This is a genomic window from Haloarcula sp. Atlit-47R, from assembly GCF_003665985.1.
Lineage (GTDB): Archaea > Halobacteriota > Halobacteria > Halobacteriales > Haloarculaceae > Haloarcula > Haloarcula taiwanensis.
In genome coordinates this window covers 23,305-37,668 of the sequence record NZ_QPLQ01000006.1, presented here as the reverse complement: position 1 = coordinate 37,668, position 14,364 = coordinate 23,305, and the positions used below count along the sequence as shown (strand labels likewise).

Genomic DNA, 14,364 nt, shown 5'->3' with positions numbered 1-14,364 from the left:
AGGTTCACTGCCTCGGTCTATCGAGACCACATAGTCCGTACTCCTCCTTCGGGCACGGGAGGAGTCAAGCGGTGGAGTCGAGATGTTCGGATATCCGACGGGCGGTATCTCGAAGTAACGGGCTGTCATCGGTGAAGACCTCGACGGCGACGGTCCCGTCGAAGCGGGGCAGGTACTCAGCTAATTGTTCGTATTCGATTTCGCCCGCACCGATCGGAAGGTGCGTGTCCCCGCGACTGCGGACGTCGTGGACGTGGAGGTGCGAGACAAGATCTGCATACTCTTTGAGGAAGCGCTCGATCCCATCGTCGCCATCCTCCATATAGGCGTGTCCGACATCGAGGCAGACTGGTATCCCATTCTCCTGGGCGATTTCACCGAGGACGGACAGCGGGAGCCCGCGAGCTTGGTGACCGACGTTCTCGACGACCACCTCGACGCCAGCTTCTTCGCCAGCGTCAGCGATTGCCGACAACTGACGTGCAAACGTCGGTCGCTGGTCAGTGTCGTGAGGGTCGCGCATCGTCCCGTGGAGTACCGCCTTCTGTGCGTCGATAGTGCCTGCCCACGAGAGTAACTCGCCAAGATAGTCCACGATCGCGTCGTTGAGTTGAGGGACTTGCGTCGCGACGACTTGATCGAACGGGAGGTGGACGCATGGGTTAGCGTCCGTATCCGCCAGCGCGTTCTGAAGGCGGGTGTCGTCGGTTTCGCTCGGGTTATATGCGGATTCGCCAATCGAGAGTTCTGCGAACGCGAAATCTCCTGCTGTTGCTTCTAATCGGTCCACCGAATCGCCGACAGTAAGCCCGATGTCCATGGCACTACTCCGGATTCCCACCTTTTGTGGGGTGTGATTCAATCAGTCTTCGTAGTGATGCTATCCTGTGATGTGAATCTACTTGTCGCTATCGGCGCGTTCGGCTACCCCCAGCTGGGAACCTTGGGCGAAACCGTGCCCATAGGCGGTGAGATTGTACACCACAATAACCAGACAGAGATATCCTGACTCACGTCAACCACTTTGTGGACCCGCTTACGGCTCACTATTCCGGACGTGTACAGGTACATCGTCCGAGTGCGAACACACGCTTTACCGCTGCCCCTGTGTGTCATATTTTAACAAGGACTTATTAGTGTCGGTAGTGTCGTTCTTGGATACAGGCGTCAAATAGAATCTCTCGATTCCGGACAAGACTCAACAATGCCCTCATCCAACGACACCCAAGAGAACGAAGATAGTGCTAACGAACAGCCACCACCCCCTCGTGTGATTGAACCTGAAGAGGTAGCAGAGGTGCCATGCTCGCCGGACCGTCTCTTTGAGGTGCTGGCCGATGTGTGGAAGCGATACGCACTCTACTACCTGCAGCAAGAAGACGGGCGAGGGACGCTCACTGATATCGCAGACCAGTTGGCGGCGTCCAGGGCCACCACGGCTGCTGGAAATGTCACCGAAAAAAAAAAAAATGCCGCGTCTACACCGCTCTCTATCACGCCGACCTGCCGAAACTCGCAGACTGTGGCCTGATCACCTTCGACCTCGACACGGAGAAAGTCACTGCCACCGACAAATTTAATCCCATCGCGCCGTACCTTCGCTTTGCCCAACTCGCAGAACCGAACGACTACGAGCGGTTCTGTCGGCAACTGAACGAGGACGAGTAACAGTAACGGGATTCGCGTCGGTACGATGGCAGTGTCGGGACACTCACCGAGAGCGACCAGCCGCTACGCTGAACTCGTTCCTACTTATGCCCGCTTTCGCCGGGCATCCCCCCCTTCTGACATCCTAGCTATAACTTCTCCAGTCGAATAGACCGTCACGTCAGAACCGTCGAGCTCAAATGAAACAGCTATATCACTTTTCGAGTTGCCGGAACCGTGCTGAAAGAGTGCGTCCAGCGCGTCCGGGTCAAGCACGCCATATAGTGGTTCTATCCCGGTAGGTTCTTTGTCGGTAACAGCGCTCAGAGCCGTGACGACAGCGTAGCTCGCTCCGCCGTCACGCGAGGCATCAAACTGAACATGATACGTCTCGGTGTCTGGGTCGTGTCCTTCGCTATCTGTTGGGCCATGGTTCTCGAAGTTAGTCATACATTCACCTCGGCACCGCGCATCGCTGTTAGTGCCACAGGGCCATACAAATATAGGGTTGGTGGTTCATGACACGGTGTTATCGCCGATGACCCACATCTCCGGTATATATCGTGCTAACCGTTCCGCACGCAGGGATTGCAGAGATCATTTATGAGGGGGTTTGTCACATCCGTAGTCCTTAGAACGGTCGTCCGTGACGCCGAACGCGTCGAGAGTGACACTACTGTTGGCCGGTTGTTTCCAGCTGATTGTTTCCTGAATGGTCACTGCAAACCGGTGCGTATAGGTCTCGGCCTGAGAGGCGTCTGATGGACACGGCCAGATTATTCGCACCGTACATACTACTTTCTGTAATCAGGGGGGAGGGAAGCGTGTGACAATTCCCCTCCGTCATCATGTGAGTGGGGCTTACCGGTAAGCGTTCCTGATTTGTAGCCCAGAATATCCGAGTTTCACCAATCGCTACTACTCGAGCTTCATCCCGGTAGGATGAAGTCTGATTTCGAAGCGCAGATGTTAGTAAACCCAGCAGTGCAGTACATATAGCGTCGGGCTGTAGGGTATGTGATGGGAGGTGATGGTATCGTTTCGGACGAGAGGATTCGTGTCCTCTACGTGGATGACGATCAGGGACTGCTAGACCTCACAAAGACGTATCTGGAACGACGCCCAAACTTGCGTGTTGAGACTGCCTCCTGTGCAACCACCGCACTTGATCGATATGAAAACGAGTCGTTTGATTGCATCGTCTCGGACTACCAGATGCCAAACGTCGATGGACTGGAATTCCTGAATCGCATCCGAACGAATCTCAACTCAACAACTCCATTCATTATCTTCACGGGCAACAGCCGCGAAGAAGTCGCAATTGAGGCGTTAAATCTCGGAGCGACCCGCTATCTCCAGAAGGGCGGTGATCCTCAGACACAGTTTGGGATACTTGCTGACGCGATCGAACAGACGGTCGCATACGACCGAACAGCGAAACAGGCCAGAAAGTACGAGACTCGTCTCAAACAAGCACAAAAGATCGGCCACTTCGGTATCCTTGATTGGAAACTCGCTAGTGATGAGGTGCACTGCTCGGATGAACTCCGCAAGATGTTCGATCTGCCCAAAGAAGGCTCTCTGACGATCCGTGATATTGAGGCGATAGTGCATCCAGAAGATCGAGACCGAATAGAAGAGAACCTAGAGGTGGCTATTGCAAACGAAACCGAGTGTGAGCTTGAGTACCGCGTTGTGCACTCTGATGGTAACGTGCTCTGGATACAAACTCAGGCGGGACTGGTCCGAAACCAGGGTGGAGATGTATCCCATTTCGTCGGTATCGCTTTCGACATAACCTCCGCAAAAGACCAGCAACCGTCGTATTGAGTTCACACCGGTGCGATGTCCACGGCTCCGAGCACATGTTATTGATGGTCATAATTTTGATGGGGGAATCTTCTCCGTGCTTGAAATTCCAAAGCGGTCGCGGTCAATATCGAGATCGAACGTGATACGGCCATCTGGATCCGCTTCGCGCCAGAACTCGGGGAATTTTGTAACCGTCATCGTTCGTCGTTGCTGACTCCCCTGCCCAAACCATCCGAAGTTCAGAACTCCCTCGAAGGTTCGCTTGAGAAGCGCTCGTTCTCTCTCAGTAAGAAGCTCAGAATCGGCACCGGCGATGAGAATACTATTCGACTCAGCGGCTACGTGACAAAGCGTCTGCGAGATGAAATACAGATCCATCGGGTCAAGAAACTTCGAGGTGATTGGGAGGAAGTCAGAAATCGAGTCAACTATCGCAATCTCGCCTGGAACCTCCTCAATCAGGTCGTCAAACCGGCGAAACACTTGCTGATACTTCTCGCTAGGTCGCTCTTCCTTTGATTCATATGTGAATCCCGTCCCGTTTTCGGCTGGCTTGACTGGCCCGAGATCCGCTACGTCATCGGCGAGACTATGGAAACTGATGTGCTCAAGTGCCGTATCCACCCACTCTGAACTCCCGGTATCGTGAAGATTTCTCTGGAATCGCGTCTCCGAATCATTGATTGATAAATACCGAACCTGTGATGGCTGTCGAACATTGTTACTTACCTCCCCATATGCCAATTCAAAGAGGTCCGACTCAGCCTGCCAGTTTCCGTGTAGTATCGCAATCGTTCGAAGGAACTCGTGATACCCTGTTCCAAACGGTCCCATCGCGAGGAGGGTGGTTCCTGGTCGAATACCTCCACGAAGACGACTATCGATACTTGGGACGCCTATCGGTATCTTTGGAGTGCTCTTATCGCCGGTCGCATTTGAATCCATACTCAAAGGTTGTCCTAGTGGACTGATAATCATTCGGCTGTTGGCGCCTGCCTCTTAGCCGTGAAACGGCCCGAACGCACAGATTAGACACTTATTGATGGTCTTCGAATTCCTGTCAGAACAGGGTACCCAGGCTCGGACCGGAGGGAACTGGTCGGCGCTCTCCCGGGACTGATTTTTTCTGCGTCCGTGCTGTTATCTGATCTATGCTTGAACAAATTCTCTTTCCGACGGATGGAAGCGGTGGGGCATCGGTTGCGTTCGATCATGTGTTAAATCTTGCAGCCCACCACAACGCAACGGTCCATATCATCCACGTCGCAGAAACAACGCAGAATAATATTCTAACACTTCGAGATGACGATGTTGATGCCCTCAAACAGGAGGGTAACAAAATCGTCCGTGGGGCAACCGAGCAGGCACACCAACGTGGTGTTGACACCGCCACCAAAGTCCTTCAGGGAGAACCATATCGCGAGATTATCGACTACGCCGAAGAACACGAACTCGATCTTGTTGTCATGCCAACGCACGGACGCCGAGGACTCGAACGGTTTCTGCTTGGCAGCACCAGCGAACGGGTTGTCCGTCGAGCAGACGTCCCCGTACTTACGATTCGACCTGACGACGATGTCCGAGTCGCTCATCCCTACCAAGATATCCTTATCCCCACTGATGGAAGTGACTGCGCAAATCAAGCGCTCGCTCTCGGTACTGACCTCACAGAAGCCGAGGGCGCAGCACTGCATCTCCTCTCCGCAGTCGATATCGCAGCGTTGGGAGTTGACGTCCGTACCGATATCCAGACGGAGATGCTAGATGAAAGTGCCAACGAACTCCTCGATGAAGCCGTAACGTTCGCGGACAACGCGGGCGTCGAAGTCGCATCGAAATCGGTCCAGTACGGCCCCTCGATTCACAAAGCAATCCTCACCTATATCGAGGAACACGACATCGATCTCGTCGTCGTCGGTACTCACGGCCGGACCGGTTTCGATCGATACGTTCTGGGAAGTGTCACTGAGTCTCTCGTTCGGACATCACCAATTCCAGTGCTGACAGTCCGTACATCCGAATCGAAGACGTAGGTGTCCACCCATAGTACAGACGACGAGATGGTTGTCGGGTATTAATCGAGCGGATCTTCGAGGTCGCCCATTACGCTTCGAGGGCGTCGGTTGCGGTGAGAAGCCCGACGATCTCGTCATCTCGGATGACGAGCGCTAATTCTTGATCTCCTGCTTGAAACTGGTCGAACGCATCGCTGACGTTTGTCGCTACCGCCAGCGTCATCGGTGGTGCTGCGATCTCAGCGAACGACAGCTCACCTGAGTTCAGGGCCTCGAAGTGGTCGATAAGCAAGGAAGACCGATAGTTCCGAGGGAGTTCACGGAACCGCTACTCGCCGTGCCCAACGGTGATAACGGGTATGGGTGCAGAGCGGACGGTCTTTTCAGCGACGCTCCCGAGCAGGATTCGATCAGTCCCGCGTCTCCCCGTCGTCCCCATCACGACGGCGTGGATATCGCTCGATTCGACCATGTCGAGTATGACCTCATTCGGTGTCCCGTGTTCGATGTGCCGGACTGTGTTCGCGACCCCGTACGTTTCTGCCTCGGATACAAGATCGTCAACGGCATCGCTCGCAGCCTGTTCTTGCTCCCGCCCCGAGATCGTTGAGCGAACGTCCAGCCCGAGCGAGGTCTCATCCACGACAGACAGCGCGTGAACGGTCGCATCAAGATCCGCTGCAAGGGAGAGACCGTGCTCAGCAGCGTGGGTCGCTCCAGTACTCCCATCGGTTGGGACGAGGATGTTCTCGTAGGGGAACGCCAGTTGCTCGTCGGGCTGCATCCGCGCCGTAAGGACGGGAACGGAAGAGAGGCGGACGACTTTCTCGGTGACGCTTCCGACGAGGTATCGTGACACTCCCCCCGGCCGTGCGTCGGCAGCACGACGAGGTCGTGGTCGTATCGCTCGGCGTACTCGACGATTGTCGGCGCTGGATTCCCCTGGACAACATCAGAATCGTAGTCCGCCCCAAGCGTGCGCAGTGTCTTCTCTGCGTCCTCAACGATGTCCTCCCCCTCTTGGACGAGTGCGTCGACGACCTGAGTTTCGACGACGGTGACGCTATCGCGTGTCGTATCCGCGACGAAGAGGACGTGGATCGTAGCATCGGCCCAGTGGGCGATCTCAGTAGCGTGATGTAGTGCCTCCGCGGCCCCATCGCTTCCATCGAACGGGAGCAAAATGTCCTCGTACATACGTACTGTGAGTAACTATGGGAATCACGTCCAAATGGTTTGTCACCCACTCGATTCCGGCTCACGAACCCACATCACCGGAACTGGTGACGTGCGAACGATTTTCGCGCTCACGCCACCCATCATGTAGCGACTGAAATCGGTCTCCCCGTGCGTACCCAGAATAGCGAGGTTGACCGCGTTCCCTTCGATGTAGTTCCGGATTTCCTTTGACGGGACGCCGAACCCGATCTCGGTCTCGATAGCTTCGAGTGACGCCGCCTCCGCGGTCTCAGTGGCAGCTGTCACAATCTCGTTCGCTCGCTCCGTCAATTCCTCCTCTTTCAGGACGGATCGAGCGTCGGGGCCCAGGCTCCCTGTCTCGACGACGTGCAGCAGATGTAGCGTTGCACCGGTGGCTTTCGCTACGGCGATTCCTTCGGTCAATGCGAGTTCGGCACCGCGGCTTCCATCCGTTGGAACGAGGAGATCCTGGCACGGATAGGTGAGCGGACGCTCCCTGTTAGGATTGACCGCAACCACGGGCACTTCAGCGGTGTTGATGACGCGTTCCGTGACACTTCCGAGGAGAAACCGCTTGAGACCACGCCGCCCGTGGGTGGGCATCACGATCAAGTCGGTGTCTGATTGGTCGCTGTACTCGACAATCGACGTCGATGGGTCACCTTGGCGTACCTCCGGGACGACGGAAACTCCCTGTGCCGTCGCACGCTGTGCTGCGTTCTCAACGATCTGTTCTCCTTCTTGCTCTAGCACGTCGATGACCTCTCCGCGTATCCGAGTGAGGTTGTCTTGACTGGTGTCTGCGACGTTGAGAATGTGGATCGTCGCCTCGTGTTCGGCTGCAATCTCGAGTGCATAGTCGAGGATCGAATCGGCCGGCTCGCTTCCGTCCGTCGGGAATAGTATCTGGTCATACATAGTGGCGAAGTCCGGAAGGAGTGTGTGCAGGTCGCTGTCTACCTTCGATCTCGCTGCCGCACGTAACGAATTTGTTCCAGTCGAAGTGCTTCCCGTGTTCGTGGACAGCCCCCGTCAGAAACCACATGACCGCCATCGGAATTGAGGTGGCGAGATCCTCAGCGTTTCTCTTGGAGATTGGCTGACCCAGAGTCATGAGTGTTGCTCGAATCGCACGGACACCCTCACCGCCGTCAAGGAGTTCGAGATGGTGTTGTACCTTACTTGTGAATCCGTCCAAGTTCATAGCATTTCCCATCGTAGTGATTCGAGCCCCTCCGACATAATCGCTTGTCCGCTGGAGTCGCTCCGGTAACGGTGAAGGGGACGGGGTTGAAACAGGGATCCAGAAGAATGTTTGACCGAATCCTCATTGCGGTCGATGGGAGCGACGAAGCCAAGCACGCCGCGAGACGAGGTATTGACCTCGCACAGATTGTCGACGCCAGTGTAGATGTACTTCACGTTGTCCCACGGAAGTCACTCCGGCTCACGCAAACAGCGGACGAGAAGGCACGGGTTCGAGATCGCGGTGAGGCTGTTCTCTCTGAAATCGAGGAGCTTGCGTCAGACCGTGACTATCCCATTACGACAACACTGTCCGAAGGCAAACCGGCCGCACGAATCAGTGAGTACGCAGCCGACCAGGACGCTGACCTTATCGCCATCGGGCGTCAGGGAATGACTGGGCTGGGTAAACGTCTCCTCGGCGGCGTCACCGAGCAGGTTCTCCACCAGAGTGATGTGCCGGTGTTTGTCATTCCTGATGGTGATCGTGTGAGTGGGGAGATAACCGAATACGGTCGGATGCTTATTCCGACGGACGGGAGTGAAAATGCCGAGGAGGTGACGCAATACGGTGCGGCGATTGCCCAGCCCTACGATTCAGACGTTCACGTGCTGAACGTCGTCGACTTACAGGCTGCAGGAGGGGCGTTTAACGCAGGCGGCCTCGAGAAAGAATTCATTGAACGACTCGATACGCAAGGACAGGAAGCTGTCGATCGGGTCGTAACGGAAATAGAAGACACCAGTCCTGACATCAATATACTGACTGCTGTCGAACGGACAAACTCATTCGAGGGGGCCGCTGCCGGCATCTGTGAATACGTCGACAACAACCAGATCAACCTCGTTGTCATGGGGTCTCACGGTCGGTCGAATCTTCGCCGTCAACTGCTCGGAAGCGTTGCCTCAACCGTACTTCGAACGGTTGACGTGCCAGTGCTAATCGCCAAACGGAGTGCCTGAGAAACGACCAGTCCAAGTACACACCGACAATCTTCCGCCTCAGGCATATCCGTTGACTATCGACTGAGCGCAGTGGTAGCAGAGGCAAAGTCGCCACCGTCATGATCTTTGAGAGAAGTTCAACAAGGCAACACCACTACAACCACGAACGGCCGAACTAGACGCTTGATGGAAGAACGTCAGTTGAGATCATTCAAAACTAGACAGTGCCGTGCCAGTCAATAGCTCGAATGAATCACGACCCGCTTTTGCATACGTTGTCACACGATTTCCCGAAGAACGAACCCTTCTGCACATGATGGAACCGTTCCCCGACCATTCGAAAGTGGCGGGACACCAAGGATGGCGAAGAAAACGGGTTCTCGAAGAGGAACAGCACTTGATAGACAAGACCATGAAACGGTGTACCGAGTATTCCGGCACGATTACGACTGAGTTCGTCTACGGTTGGCTAGTTCGCGTAATTCACCGATACCCCAGACTCACGGGATCGATAAGGTCGTTATTTTACTACTGTTGAGAGGTGAAATAGTTCAGTCTTCAAATTTTTGCCCAATTGACAGCCTCTTCGATCGACCTGAACGTCTTGATTTCTTGGGGTACATCAAGATTTGAACTCACGGCTCTGGCTTTGATTCCTTCCGAGACAAAGGCTATTTTTTCCACACCGGCTTCCTGAGCGTTGCTTGACCACTCAACTGCAAGGTGCTCTTGCGTGTCGCGGCTGAGAGTAACCTTGGGACCAAATTCTGTGATCGTTGCGGTTACTTCCTGCTGTGAGGCGATATCAAGCCATTCATTTTCGACGGCGCTTATTTCCTCCGTCTCGCCGTTCCACTCTGTCAGGTCTTGTACGACAATGTTCCCAAACTGTTCATGCTCAAACTCAATCGAGCTGTTTTGAGACATGACTATAACAATAGGTTGTACAGAGATGGACACATTACATAACAAGTTAGGTGAACCTGTGCTCACTTCTAATTTGATTTTCAACTTACGCTCACGGCGTCGGTCTGGACCTACTTCCGGTCTAGAATTGTTTGACCTCTTGTGCAGCAGTCTATTAACGAGCGGTCGTGGCCGGCGAGAAGTAAAAGACGATTGTTGACGCCGGAATTGGCACTATTCTTGCAGGTTGGGGGGGGGGGTGAAGCTACTGGCTGAGCGTGTTAACACCCGAGACGACAATTCGGATTCCGCCTTGATACGACGTATCAAGCGTCACCTCCCAGTCATGGGTTTCGGCAAGCACCCGTAGATTCGGGAGTGTCAACCCAGCCTCAGCATCGGGAATCGCGCTGCCGTACTCGAAATATGATGATGGATCAGTGTCACCTGTCGGCATGCCGTCATCAGTGATGGTAAATCCGTTGTCGGTGACAGCAACGATGGTCTTGGTTGCGCCATTGTGTGTACCAAAAATAAACGCATTGAAAAAAATCTCCTCTAGGCGTTCGGGATCAGCTGTGAGTTCTGCATTCTCTTCAATCAAAAGGGTACCATCATCAATATCGGCCGTCGCCCATGCGGTCTTAGCGATACTTTCAATATCGACCGTCTCAGTCTGGCTGGCTTCGACGCTTTGGCCGTATCGGGCGAGGTTCGCCAGATCGTCGACAATATCTGCCATCCGTTGAGAGGTATCTGAGGCGGTCTGCAAACTATCCCGAGCTAAATCTACCTCACCGTCTTCGACCGCGTCGCCAGCGATGTCGATTCTGGCGCTGACAATCTGGAGTGTGTTGAGTAGCTCATGTCGAATTGCGGCAGCGAACCCTTCCAGTTGTTCATTCTGCCGTTCTAACTCCCGGCGTTGTCGTTCAGTTTGGGTCACATCGGTAAACAGCACCATCCGACCGATATCGGTCCGGCCCAACGAAAACGGTGTATCGCTGACCAGATAATGTTTGGTTTCGTCATCGGTTGTCTGGTCAAGAATCCAGTTCTGGTCACCGAGCTTTGCGCTTGCTGGTGGGATAACTGCGTCCAGTGGTTCTCCTGTTGCTCCAGCTATGTCCGGGAACAGCTGCTCAGCGCGTCTATTATAATGACTGATGCGCTCGTTGCGGTCTAAATAAATAACTGGCGCGTTGACGTTATCGGTGAGTTGGACCGCGAGAAACTCTTCTTCAAACACGTACAGGACGCCGATTGCGAAGACAGCGACACCAAGCGGCTCGTAGTTGATCTCAATCAAAAAATCGCTGGCGAAGCCGATGATATCAAACATTACAGGGAGGCCGGTTATCCCAACAAGTGCAGCTAGCGGCCGTGTCTCGTAATCAGCTTCCAGAAACAGCTCGTACAGCATAAAGAAGCCAACCGCAACAAGCGCGTAGGAGAGGCCAGTAACGACCCAGTGGAACGTGCCGTGCATTATTGTCAAATGTGGGAACGGCACGGTGACAAAAGTTGTCTGGAAGTACCAGCCGTGGAGAGGGTTGGTAACTTTTACTGCCACGATAGCGACATATAGTCCTACCGCGAGACGTCTATACATTCTGTCTCGGTGGAAAGACCGTCCAGTGTAAGCTGAAGCAAAGTATAGCCAAGCCCCAACGGTAGTCAGTCCGACTACCAGGCTGAGTGTATAGGCTCCATAACCTAATGCAGGTGTTGGAGCTACCAGAAAGGCAAGTTGTAGTGCCGCCCAGCTGCCACTTCCGACAAGCAACCCGACCAACCCTCTACGGGTGTCGGTATCTGTAACTTTTCTGGCACGTTTGAGAGCGACTACACAGCCGAGCGTAGCCAGTCCGTAGGCGAATACGTAGATGAAAAAAACGGGAGACACGTCAAGAGTGATCATCAACCAAGCATAATTGACTGACTGATTTGACTCCTCTGCTCAAATTATAGTAGCTGATAATCACACAATTATTGCCATCTAAAATAACATAAAATACCAAACTCAGATAAGTAAATTAATCTCACAAGCCCCATTCATTGACTGGCGCACAATTTAAAATCGCCACAAAAACACTGAAAGGTCGTATAAACCCAACTTTCAACTGTGAACGTCAGGTGCCACTTACTAGACAGTCTCGGTCTGCACAGCATTGCCAACCGCGCCGCCTTTGCGCTGGCCGAATGATCCGAAGAAGAGACTGAGCCACCGGGATAGTGTTTGACATCATCAAGCGTCTCTAAAACGTGGAAAGCGGCTTTCGGTTACAGAGACACGTCGACTGTCTCTTCGTTCAGGTCGAGTCCGTCAACAGTGAGCGTCGCTTGACTTGGGTCGGTTTTTTCGACTTCGACATGTGCCGAAAAGGAGGTCTGGAGGCCTTTAATTGTGCTATTCATATCCGCTCCGATGTCGGCACTGGTGTCGAGCGCACAGACACCGATACCCTCTCCACGACGCAACTCGGTGAGGAAATTCGAGTTGAGAAAGCGATACAGTGAGCGAGTGTCGTCAACTTCGCTTGCAATAGTTGAACACAGCAAGATACCCGAACGGAACCGGTCGGAGTGTTGTTGTGCCGACGCCACGAGCGTTGAGAAGTCCATCCCGAGCCGTGTGAGGTCGCTGATATCGTCAACCGACTGGACGTCGTCACCAACTGCGGGCCCTTCGCAGGTGAGTACGGATGCGCGCGAGCCGGCACCAGTACGGACATCGTTTAGATTGCGTTGTATCGCACGACCGCCGTTGTTTGTTGAGAGGACGATAGAGCGCTCGTCGTCATCGGCCGCCATCAGGTGAGAAAACACGGACTGCAGCGCCTCGGTGTCGTCGCCGGTCAGCAAGATACTCGTCCCGCTATCAATGGGCGGCAGCGACAGTGACGGTGTCTCGAATCCGTCGTTTGCGAGACTCACTGTTTTGCCCCCTTATTACGGGCCGAACGAAGCGATTGTCGAAGATCGAGAATTTCCATCGCCATCTCCGCGAAATCCTGCAGTTCAGCGCGCTCTTCGGCATCGTAGTGCCGTTCCTCGAAGTCGATAGCACAGACTTGCCCGATAACCTGTCCGTCGGGGGCGGTCATGTTCGCACCCGCGTAGGAGACGATACCAAGATTCTCCAACTGTTCGTTCTTACTGAAGCGGCTGTCCGTCGCAATGTTCTCGACGACCATCACGTCATCCTGTAACATGCTGTGGGTACAAATTGTGTCCTCACGGGTTAGCGAGTCGAAGTCGCCGCCGTGACAGGCGAGGAAGTTCTCTTCGTCTTCCTCGATGAGGCCGACAAACGCAACTCCGACATCGAAGTGACTGGCGATGAGGTCGGTAAGCCGCTCGAAGCTCTCCTCAATGGGCAGTTCCTCGATGTCGTATTCTGACAGTGTAGCAAGTCGTTTTTCCTCGTCGTCGGGGCGGAGAAATCCGACTTGGGCGCTGTGTTCAATAATATCGTTCGTCACGAAGCCCAATCGGTCGTGGGCGTCGGGAAGGTCACGGTTCAGATACTCGACAATAGTCTCCTCGAAAGAGGCAGTGTCTATCTCGTTCGGCGGGAGGTCGGTAAAGAGGACGCTGGGGACCTGCGGGGCGTGTTCTCTGACTGTGTTTATTACGTCCATCCCGCTACCGTCGACCAAGTCGTAGGCCGTGATGACACAAATCACCGGCTCCTCGGCGATGACTTCAGTCGCTGCCTCGACACTCGTCGCCTCCACTGCAGTCAACGTTTCTTCATCGTCGATAGCTTCAGACACTGCATCGATTCGGTCACTCTTATCAACACAAAGTACTGTTCGAGAGAGAGCACCCGCGTCATCGGTTGTCGCTTTGGACATACCCCATCTACCTGCTAAGGATATTTATTCCTGCACCACCGATTATCATGTCTGATATTAAAAGCAATATTAATTATATATAAAAATTGATAAGATGTTTAATAGAATTATTTCTACGGACCCCTCAAAACGTGGACGACTTATACGCTGCGTCAAGGGCGCAAGAAGTATGCCAGACATCGGCATTTACGCCTGTGTCTCGACGACAGACCAAGACCCGAAACGACAGCTTGAGGAACTTCGGGAGTTCGCTGAGCACTCGTACGATGAGCCAGACCTCCATACCTACACAGACACCATTAGCGGGACCGAAACTGACCGCGGTGAGGAGTACCAACGTCTCCGTTCGGATATCGAAGACGGGATCTTGGATGTCGTCATCGTCCACGAACTCTCTCGTCTTTCCCGACTCGCTGCCGGCGAAATCCGCGACTTCCTCGAATTCTGTCTTAGCCACGAAATGGGCATCCAAGATTTAGAAGTCGGACTCGCCATCAGCCTTGACGATGACCTTACCGACAGAGCGGTTAGCCAGCTGATTGCCGGTGCGATGGGCGACCTCGCCCGGGTTGAGCACAAACAGAAGCTCCGTCGAATTCAATCCGGTATCGACGCTGCGAGAGAGGCTGGTCGATGGACGGGACGGCCCCAGCTGGGTTCGATGTCGAAGACGGCTATCTCTAGGTCAACGCCGACGAGTTCCTGACTATTCGACGGGCTCTTGAACACGTTGA

The 14,364-nt window shown here is 54.1% G+C and carries 14 protein-coding genes and 2 pseudogenes; 5 read left to right on the top strand and 11 right to left on the bottom strand.

The genetic code is table 11. The features are described 5' to 3' along the window. Nucleotides 1-64: 64 nt before the first annotated feature. A complete protein-coding gene (locus DVK00_RS18230) occupies nt 65-820 on the bottom strand; it encodes a sugar phosphate isomerase/epimerase (protein WP_121578161.1) in 756 nt (251 codons plus the stop codon). 384 nt (nt 821-1,204) lie between these two features. Here DVK00_RS18230 and DVK00_RS21205 point away from each other — a divergent pair, with 384 nt between their 5' ends. Further along, nucleotides 1,205-1,531, top strand: coding sequence for a hypothetical protein (locus DVK00_RS21205; protein WP_147435897.1), 327 nt, complete (start codon nt 1,205-1,207; stop codon nt 1,529-1,531). Nucleotides 1,532-1,752: 221 nt separating this feature from the next. On the opposite strand, the gene DVK00_RS21200 is transcribed toward DVK00_RS21205, so the two are convergent. Further along, nucleotides 1,753-2,097 carry a HalOD1 output domain-containing protein gene (locus tag DVK00_RS21200; RefSeq protein WP_147435896.1) on the bottom strand — a complete coding sequence of 115 codons (345 nt, stop codon included), beginning with the start codon at nt 2,095-2,097 and terminating at the stop codon, nt 1,753-1,755. Between the two features lie 570 nt (nt 2,098-2,667). Here DVK00_RS21200 and DVK00_RS18225 point away from each other — a divergent pair. After that, the gene (locus tag DVK00_RS18225) at nt 2,668-3,477 is read left to right on the top strand and encodes a response regulator (protein ID WP_121578160.1); all 810 of its coding nucleotides are present in this window, start codon (nt 2,668-2,670) and stop codon (nt 3,475-3,477) included. A 48-nt stretch (nt 3,478-3,525) separates the two neighbouring features. On the opposite strand, the gene DVK00_RS18220 is transcribed toward DVK00_RS18225, so the two are convergent. Next, the gene (locus tag DVK00_RS18220) at nt 3,526-4,404 is read right to left on the bottom strand and encodes a hypothetical protein (RefSeq protein WP_147435895.1); all 879 of its coding nucleotides are present in this window, start codon (nt 4,402-4,404) and stop codon (nt 3,526-3,528) included. Between the two features lie 206 nt (nt 4,405-4,610). On the opposite strand from DVK00_RS18220, the gene DVK00_RS18215 reads away from it, so the two are divergent. Then, the gene (locus tag DVK00_RS18215) at nt 4,611-5,492 is read left to right on the top strand and encodes a universal stress protein (protein ID WP_121578158.1); all 882 of its coding nucleotides are present in this window, start codon (nt 4,611-4,613) and stop codon (nt 5,490-5,492) included. A 41-nt stretch (nt 5,493-5,533) separates the two neighbouring features. On the opposite strand, the pseudogene DVK00_RS22485 reads toward DVK00_RS18215, so the two are convergent. The 4 genes and pseudogenes from DVK00_RS22485 to DVK00_RS18195 all read right to left on the bottom strand — a co-directional run. Beyond that, a pseudogene (locus DVK00_RS22485) lies at nt 5,534-5,763 on the bottom strand (CBS domain-containing protein); the annotation flags it as partial. Between the two features lie 39 nt (nt 5,764-5,802). Further along, a pseudogene (locus DVK00_RS22480) lies at nt 5,803-6,671 on the bottom strand (universal stress protein). A 42-nt stretch (nt 6,672-6,713) separates the two neighbouring features. After that, the gene (locus DVK00_RS18200; protein WP_121578157.1) at nt 6,714-7,592 is read right to left on the bottom strand and encodes a universal stress protein; all 879 of its coding nucleotides are present in this window, start codon (nt 7,590-7,592) and stop codon (nt 6,714-6,716) included. Further along, nucleotides 7,585-7,890, bottom strand: coding sequence for a DUF2267 domain-containing protein (locus DVK00_RS18195; protein WP_199722483.1), 306 nt, complete (start codon nt 7,888-7,890; stop codon nt 7,585-7,587). Before DVK00_RS18195 ends, DVK00_RS18200 begins: the two co-directional genes overlap by 8 nt. Nucleotides 7,891-7,985: 95 nt before the next feature. Here DVK00_RS18195 and DVK00_RS18190 point away from each other — a divergent pair, with 95 nt between their 5' ends. After that, entirely contained in the window at nt 7,986-8,882 is an 897-nt protein-coding gene (locus tag DVK00_RS18190; RefSeq protein WP_121578156.1) for a universal stress protein, read from the top strand. A gap of 540 nt (nt 8,883-9,422) precedes the next feature. Here the strand turns inward: DVK00_RS18190 and DVK00_RS18185 are convergent. The 4 genes from DVK00_RS18185 to DVK00_RS18170 all read right to left on the bottom strand — a co-directional run bounded on the left by DVK00_RS18185 (nt 9,423) and on the right by DVK00_RS18170 (nt 13,630). Beyond that, nucleotides 9,423-9,791, bottom strand: coding sequence for a hypothetical protein (locus DVK00_RS18185; RefSeq protein WP_121578155.1), 369 nt, complete (start codon nt 9,789-9,791; stop codon nt 9,423-9,425). A 244-nt stretch (nt 9,792-10,035) separates the two neighbouring features. After that, complete coding sequence (locus DVK00_RS18180) at nt 10,036-11,691, bottom strand: histidine kinase N-terminal 7TM domain-containing protein (protein WP_121578154.1); 1,656 nt, start codon at nt 11,689-11,691, stop codon at nt 10,036-10,038. Nucleotides 11,692-12,053: 362 nt separating this feature from the next. Further along, nucleotides 12,054-12,707: a hypothetical protein gene (locus DVK00_RS18175; RefSeq protein ID WP_121578153.1), complete on the bottom strand. Its 654-nt coding sequence runs from the start codon at nt 12,705-12,707 to the stop codon at nt 12,054-12,056. Next, complete coding sequence (locus DVK00_RS18170; RefSeq protein ID WP_121578152.1) at nt 12,704-13,630, bottom strand: GAF domain-containing protein; 927 nt, start codon at nt 13,628-13,630, stop codon at nt 12,704-12,706. Before DVK00_RS18170 ends, DVK00_RS18175 begins: the two co-directional genes overlap by 4 nt. A gap of 169 nt (nt 13,631-13,799) precedes the next feature. On the opposite strand from DVK00_RS18170, the gene DVK00_RS22065 reads away from it, so the two are divergent. Then, nucleotides 13,800-14,336 (top strand): recombinase family protein, encoded by a 537-nt coding sequence (locus DVK00_RS22065; protein ID WP_233560833.1) that lies wholly within the window; start codon nt 13,800-13,802, stop codon nt 14,334-14,336. The last annotated feature ends 28 nt before the right edge of the window (nt 14,337-14,364 follow it).

Excerpts from the sequence above, each read along its gene's own strand:
- DVK00_RS21205 (WP_147435897.1), top strand. The coding sequence starts at position 1,205 with ATGCCCTCATCCAACGACACCCAAGAGAACGAAGATAGTGCTAACGAA.
- DVK00_RS18230 (WP_121578161.1), bottom strand. The coding sequence starts at position 820 with ATGGACATCGGGCTTACTGTCGGCGATTCGGTGGACCGATTAGAAGCA.
- DVK00_RS21200 (WP_147435896.1), bottom strand. The coding sequence starts at position 2,097 with ATGACTAACTTCGAGAACCATGGCCCAACAGATAGCGAAGGACACGAC.
- DVK00_RS22065 (WP_233560833.1), top strand. The coding sequence starts at position 13,800 with ATGCCAGACATCGGCATTTACGCCTGTGTCTCGACGACAGACCAAGAC.
- DVK00_RS18185 (WP_121578155.1), bottom strand. The coding sequence starts at position 9,791 with ATGTCTCAAAACAGCTCGATTGAGTTTGAGCATGAACAGTTTGGGAAC.
- DVK00_RS18190 (WP_121578156.1), top strand. The coding sequence starts at position 7,986 with ATGTTTGACCGAATCCTCATTGCGGTCGATGGGAGCGACGAAGCCAAG.
- DVK00_RS18200 (WP_121578157.1), bottom strand. The coding sequence starts at position 7,592 with ATGTATGACCAGATACTATTCCCGACGGACGGAAGCGAGCCGGCCGAT.
- DVK00_RS18225 (WP_121578160.1), top strand. The coding sequence starts at position 2,668 with ATGGGAGGTGATGGTATCGTTTCGGACGAGAGGATTCGTGTCCTCTAC.
- DVK00_RS18195 (WP_199722483.1), bottom strand. The coding sequence starts at position 7,890 with ATGGGAAATGCTATGAACTTGGACGGATTCACAAGTAAGGTACAACAC.
- DVK00_RS18180 (WP_121578154.1), bottom strand. The coding sequence starts at position 11,691 with ATGATCACTCTTGACGTGTCTCCCGTTTTTTTCATCTACGTATTCGCC.
- DVK00_RS18170 (WP_121578152.1), bottom strand. The coding sequence starts at position 13,630 with ATGTCCAAAGCGACAACCGATGACGCGGGTGCTCTCTCTCGAACAGTA.
- DVK00_RS18215 (WP_121578158.1), top strand. The coding sequence starts at position 4,611 with ATGCTTGAACAAATTCTCTTTCCGACGGATGGAAGCGGTGGGGCATCG.
- DVK00_RS18220 (WP_147435895.1), bottom strand. The coding sequence starts at position 4,404 with ATGGATTCAAATGCGACCGGCGATAAGAGCACTCCAAAGATACCGATA.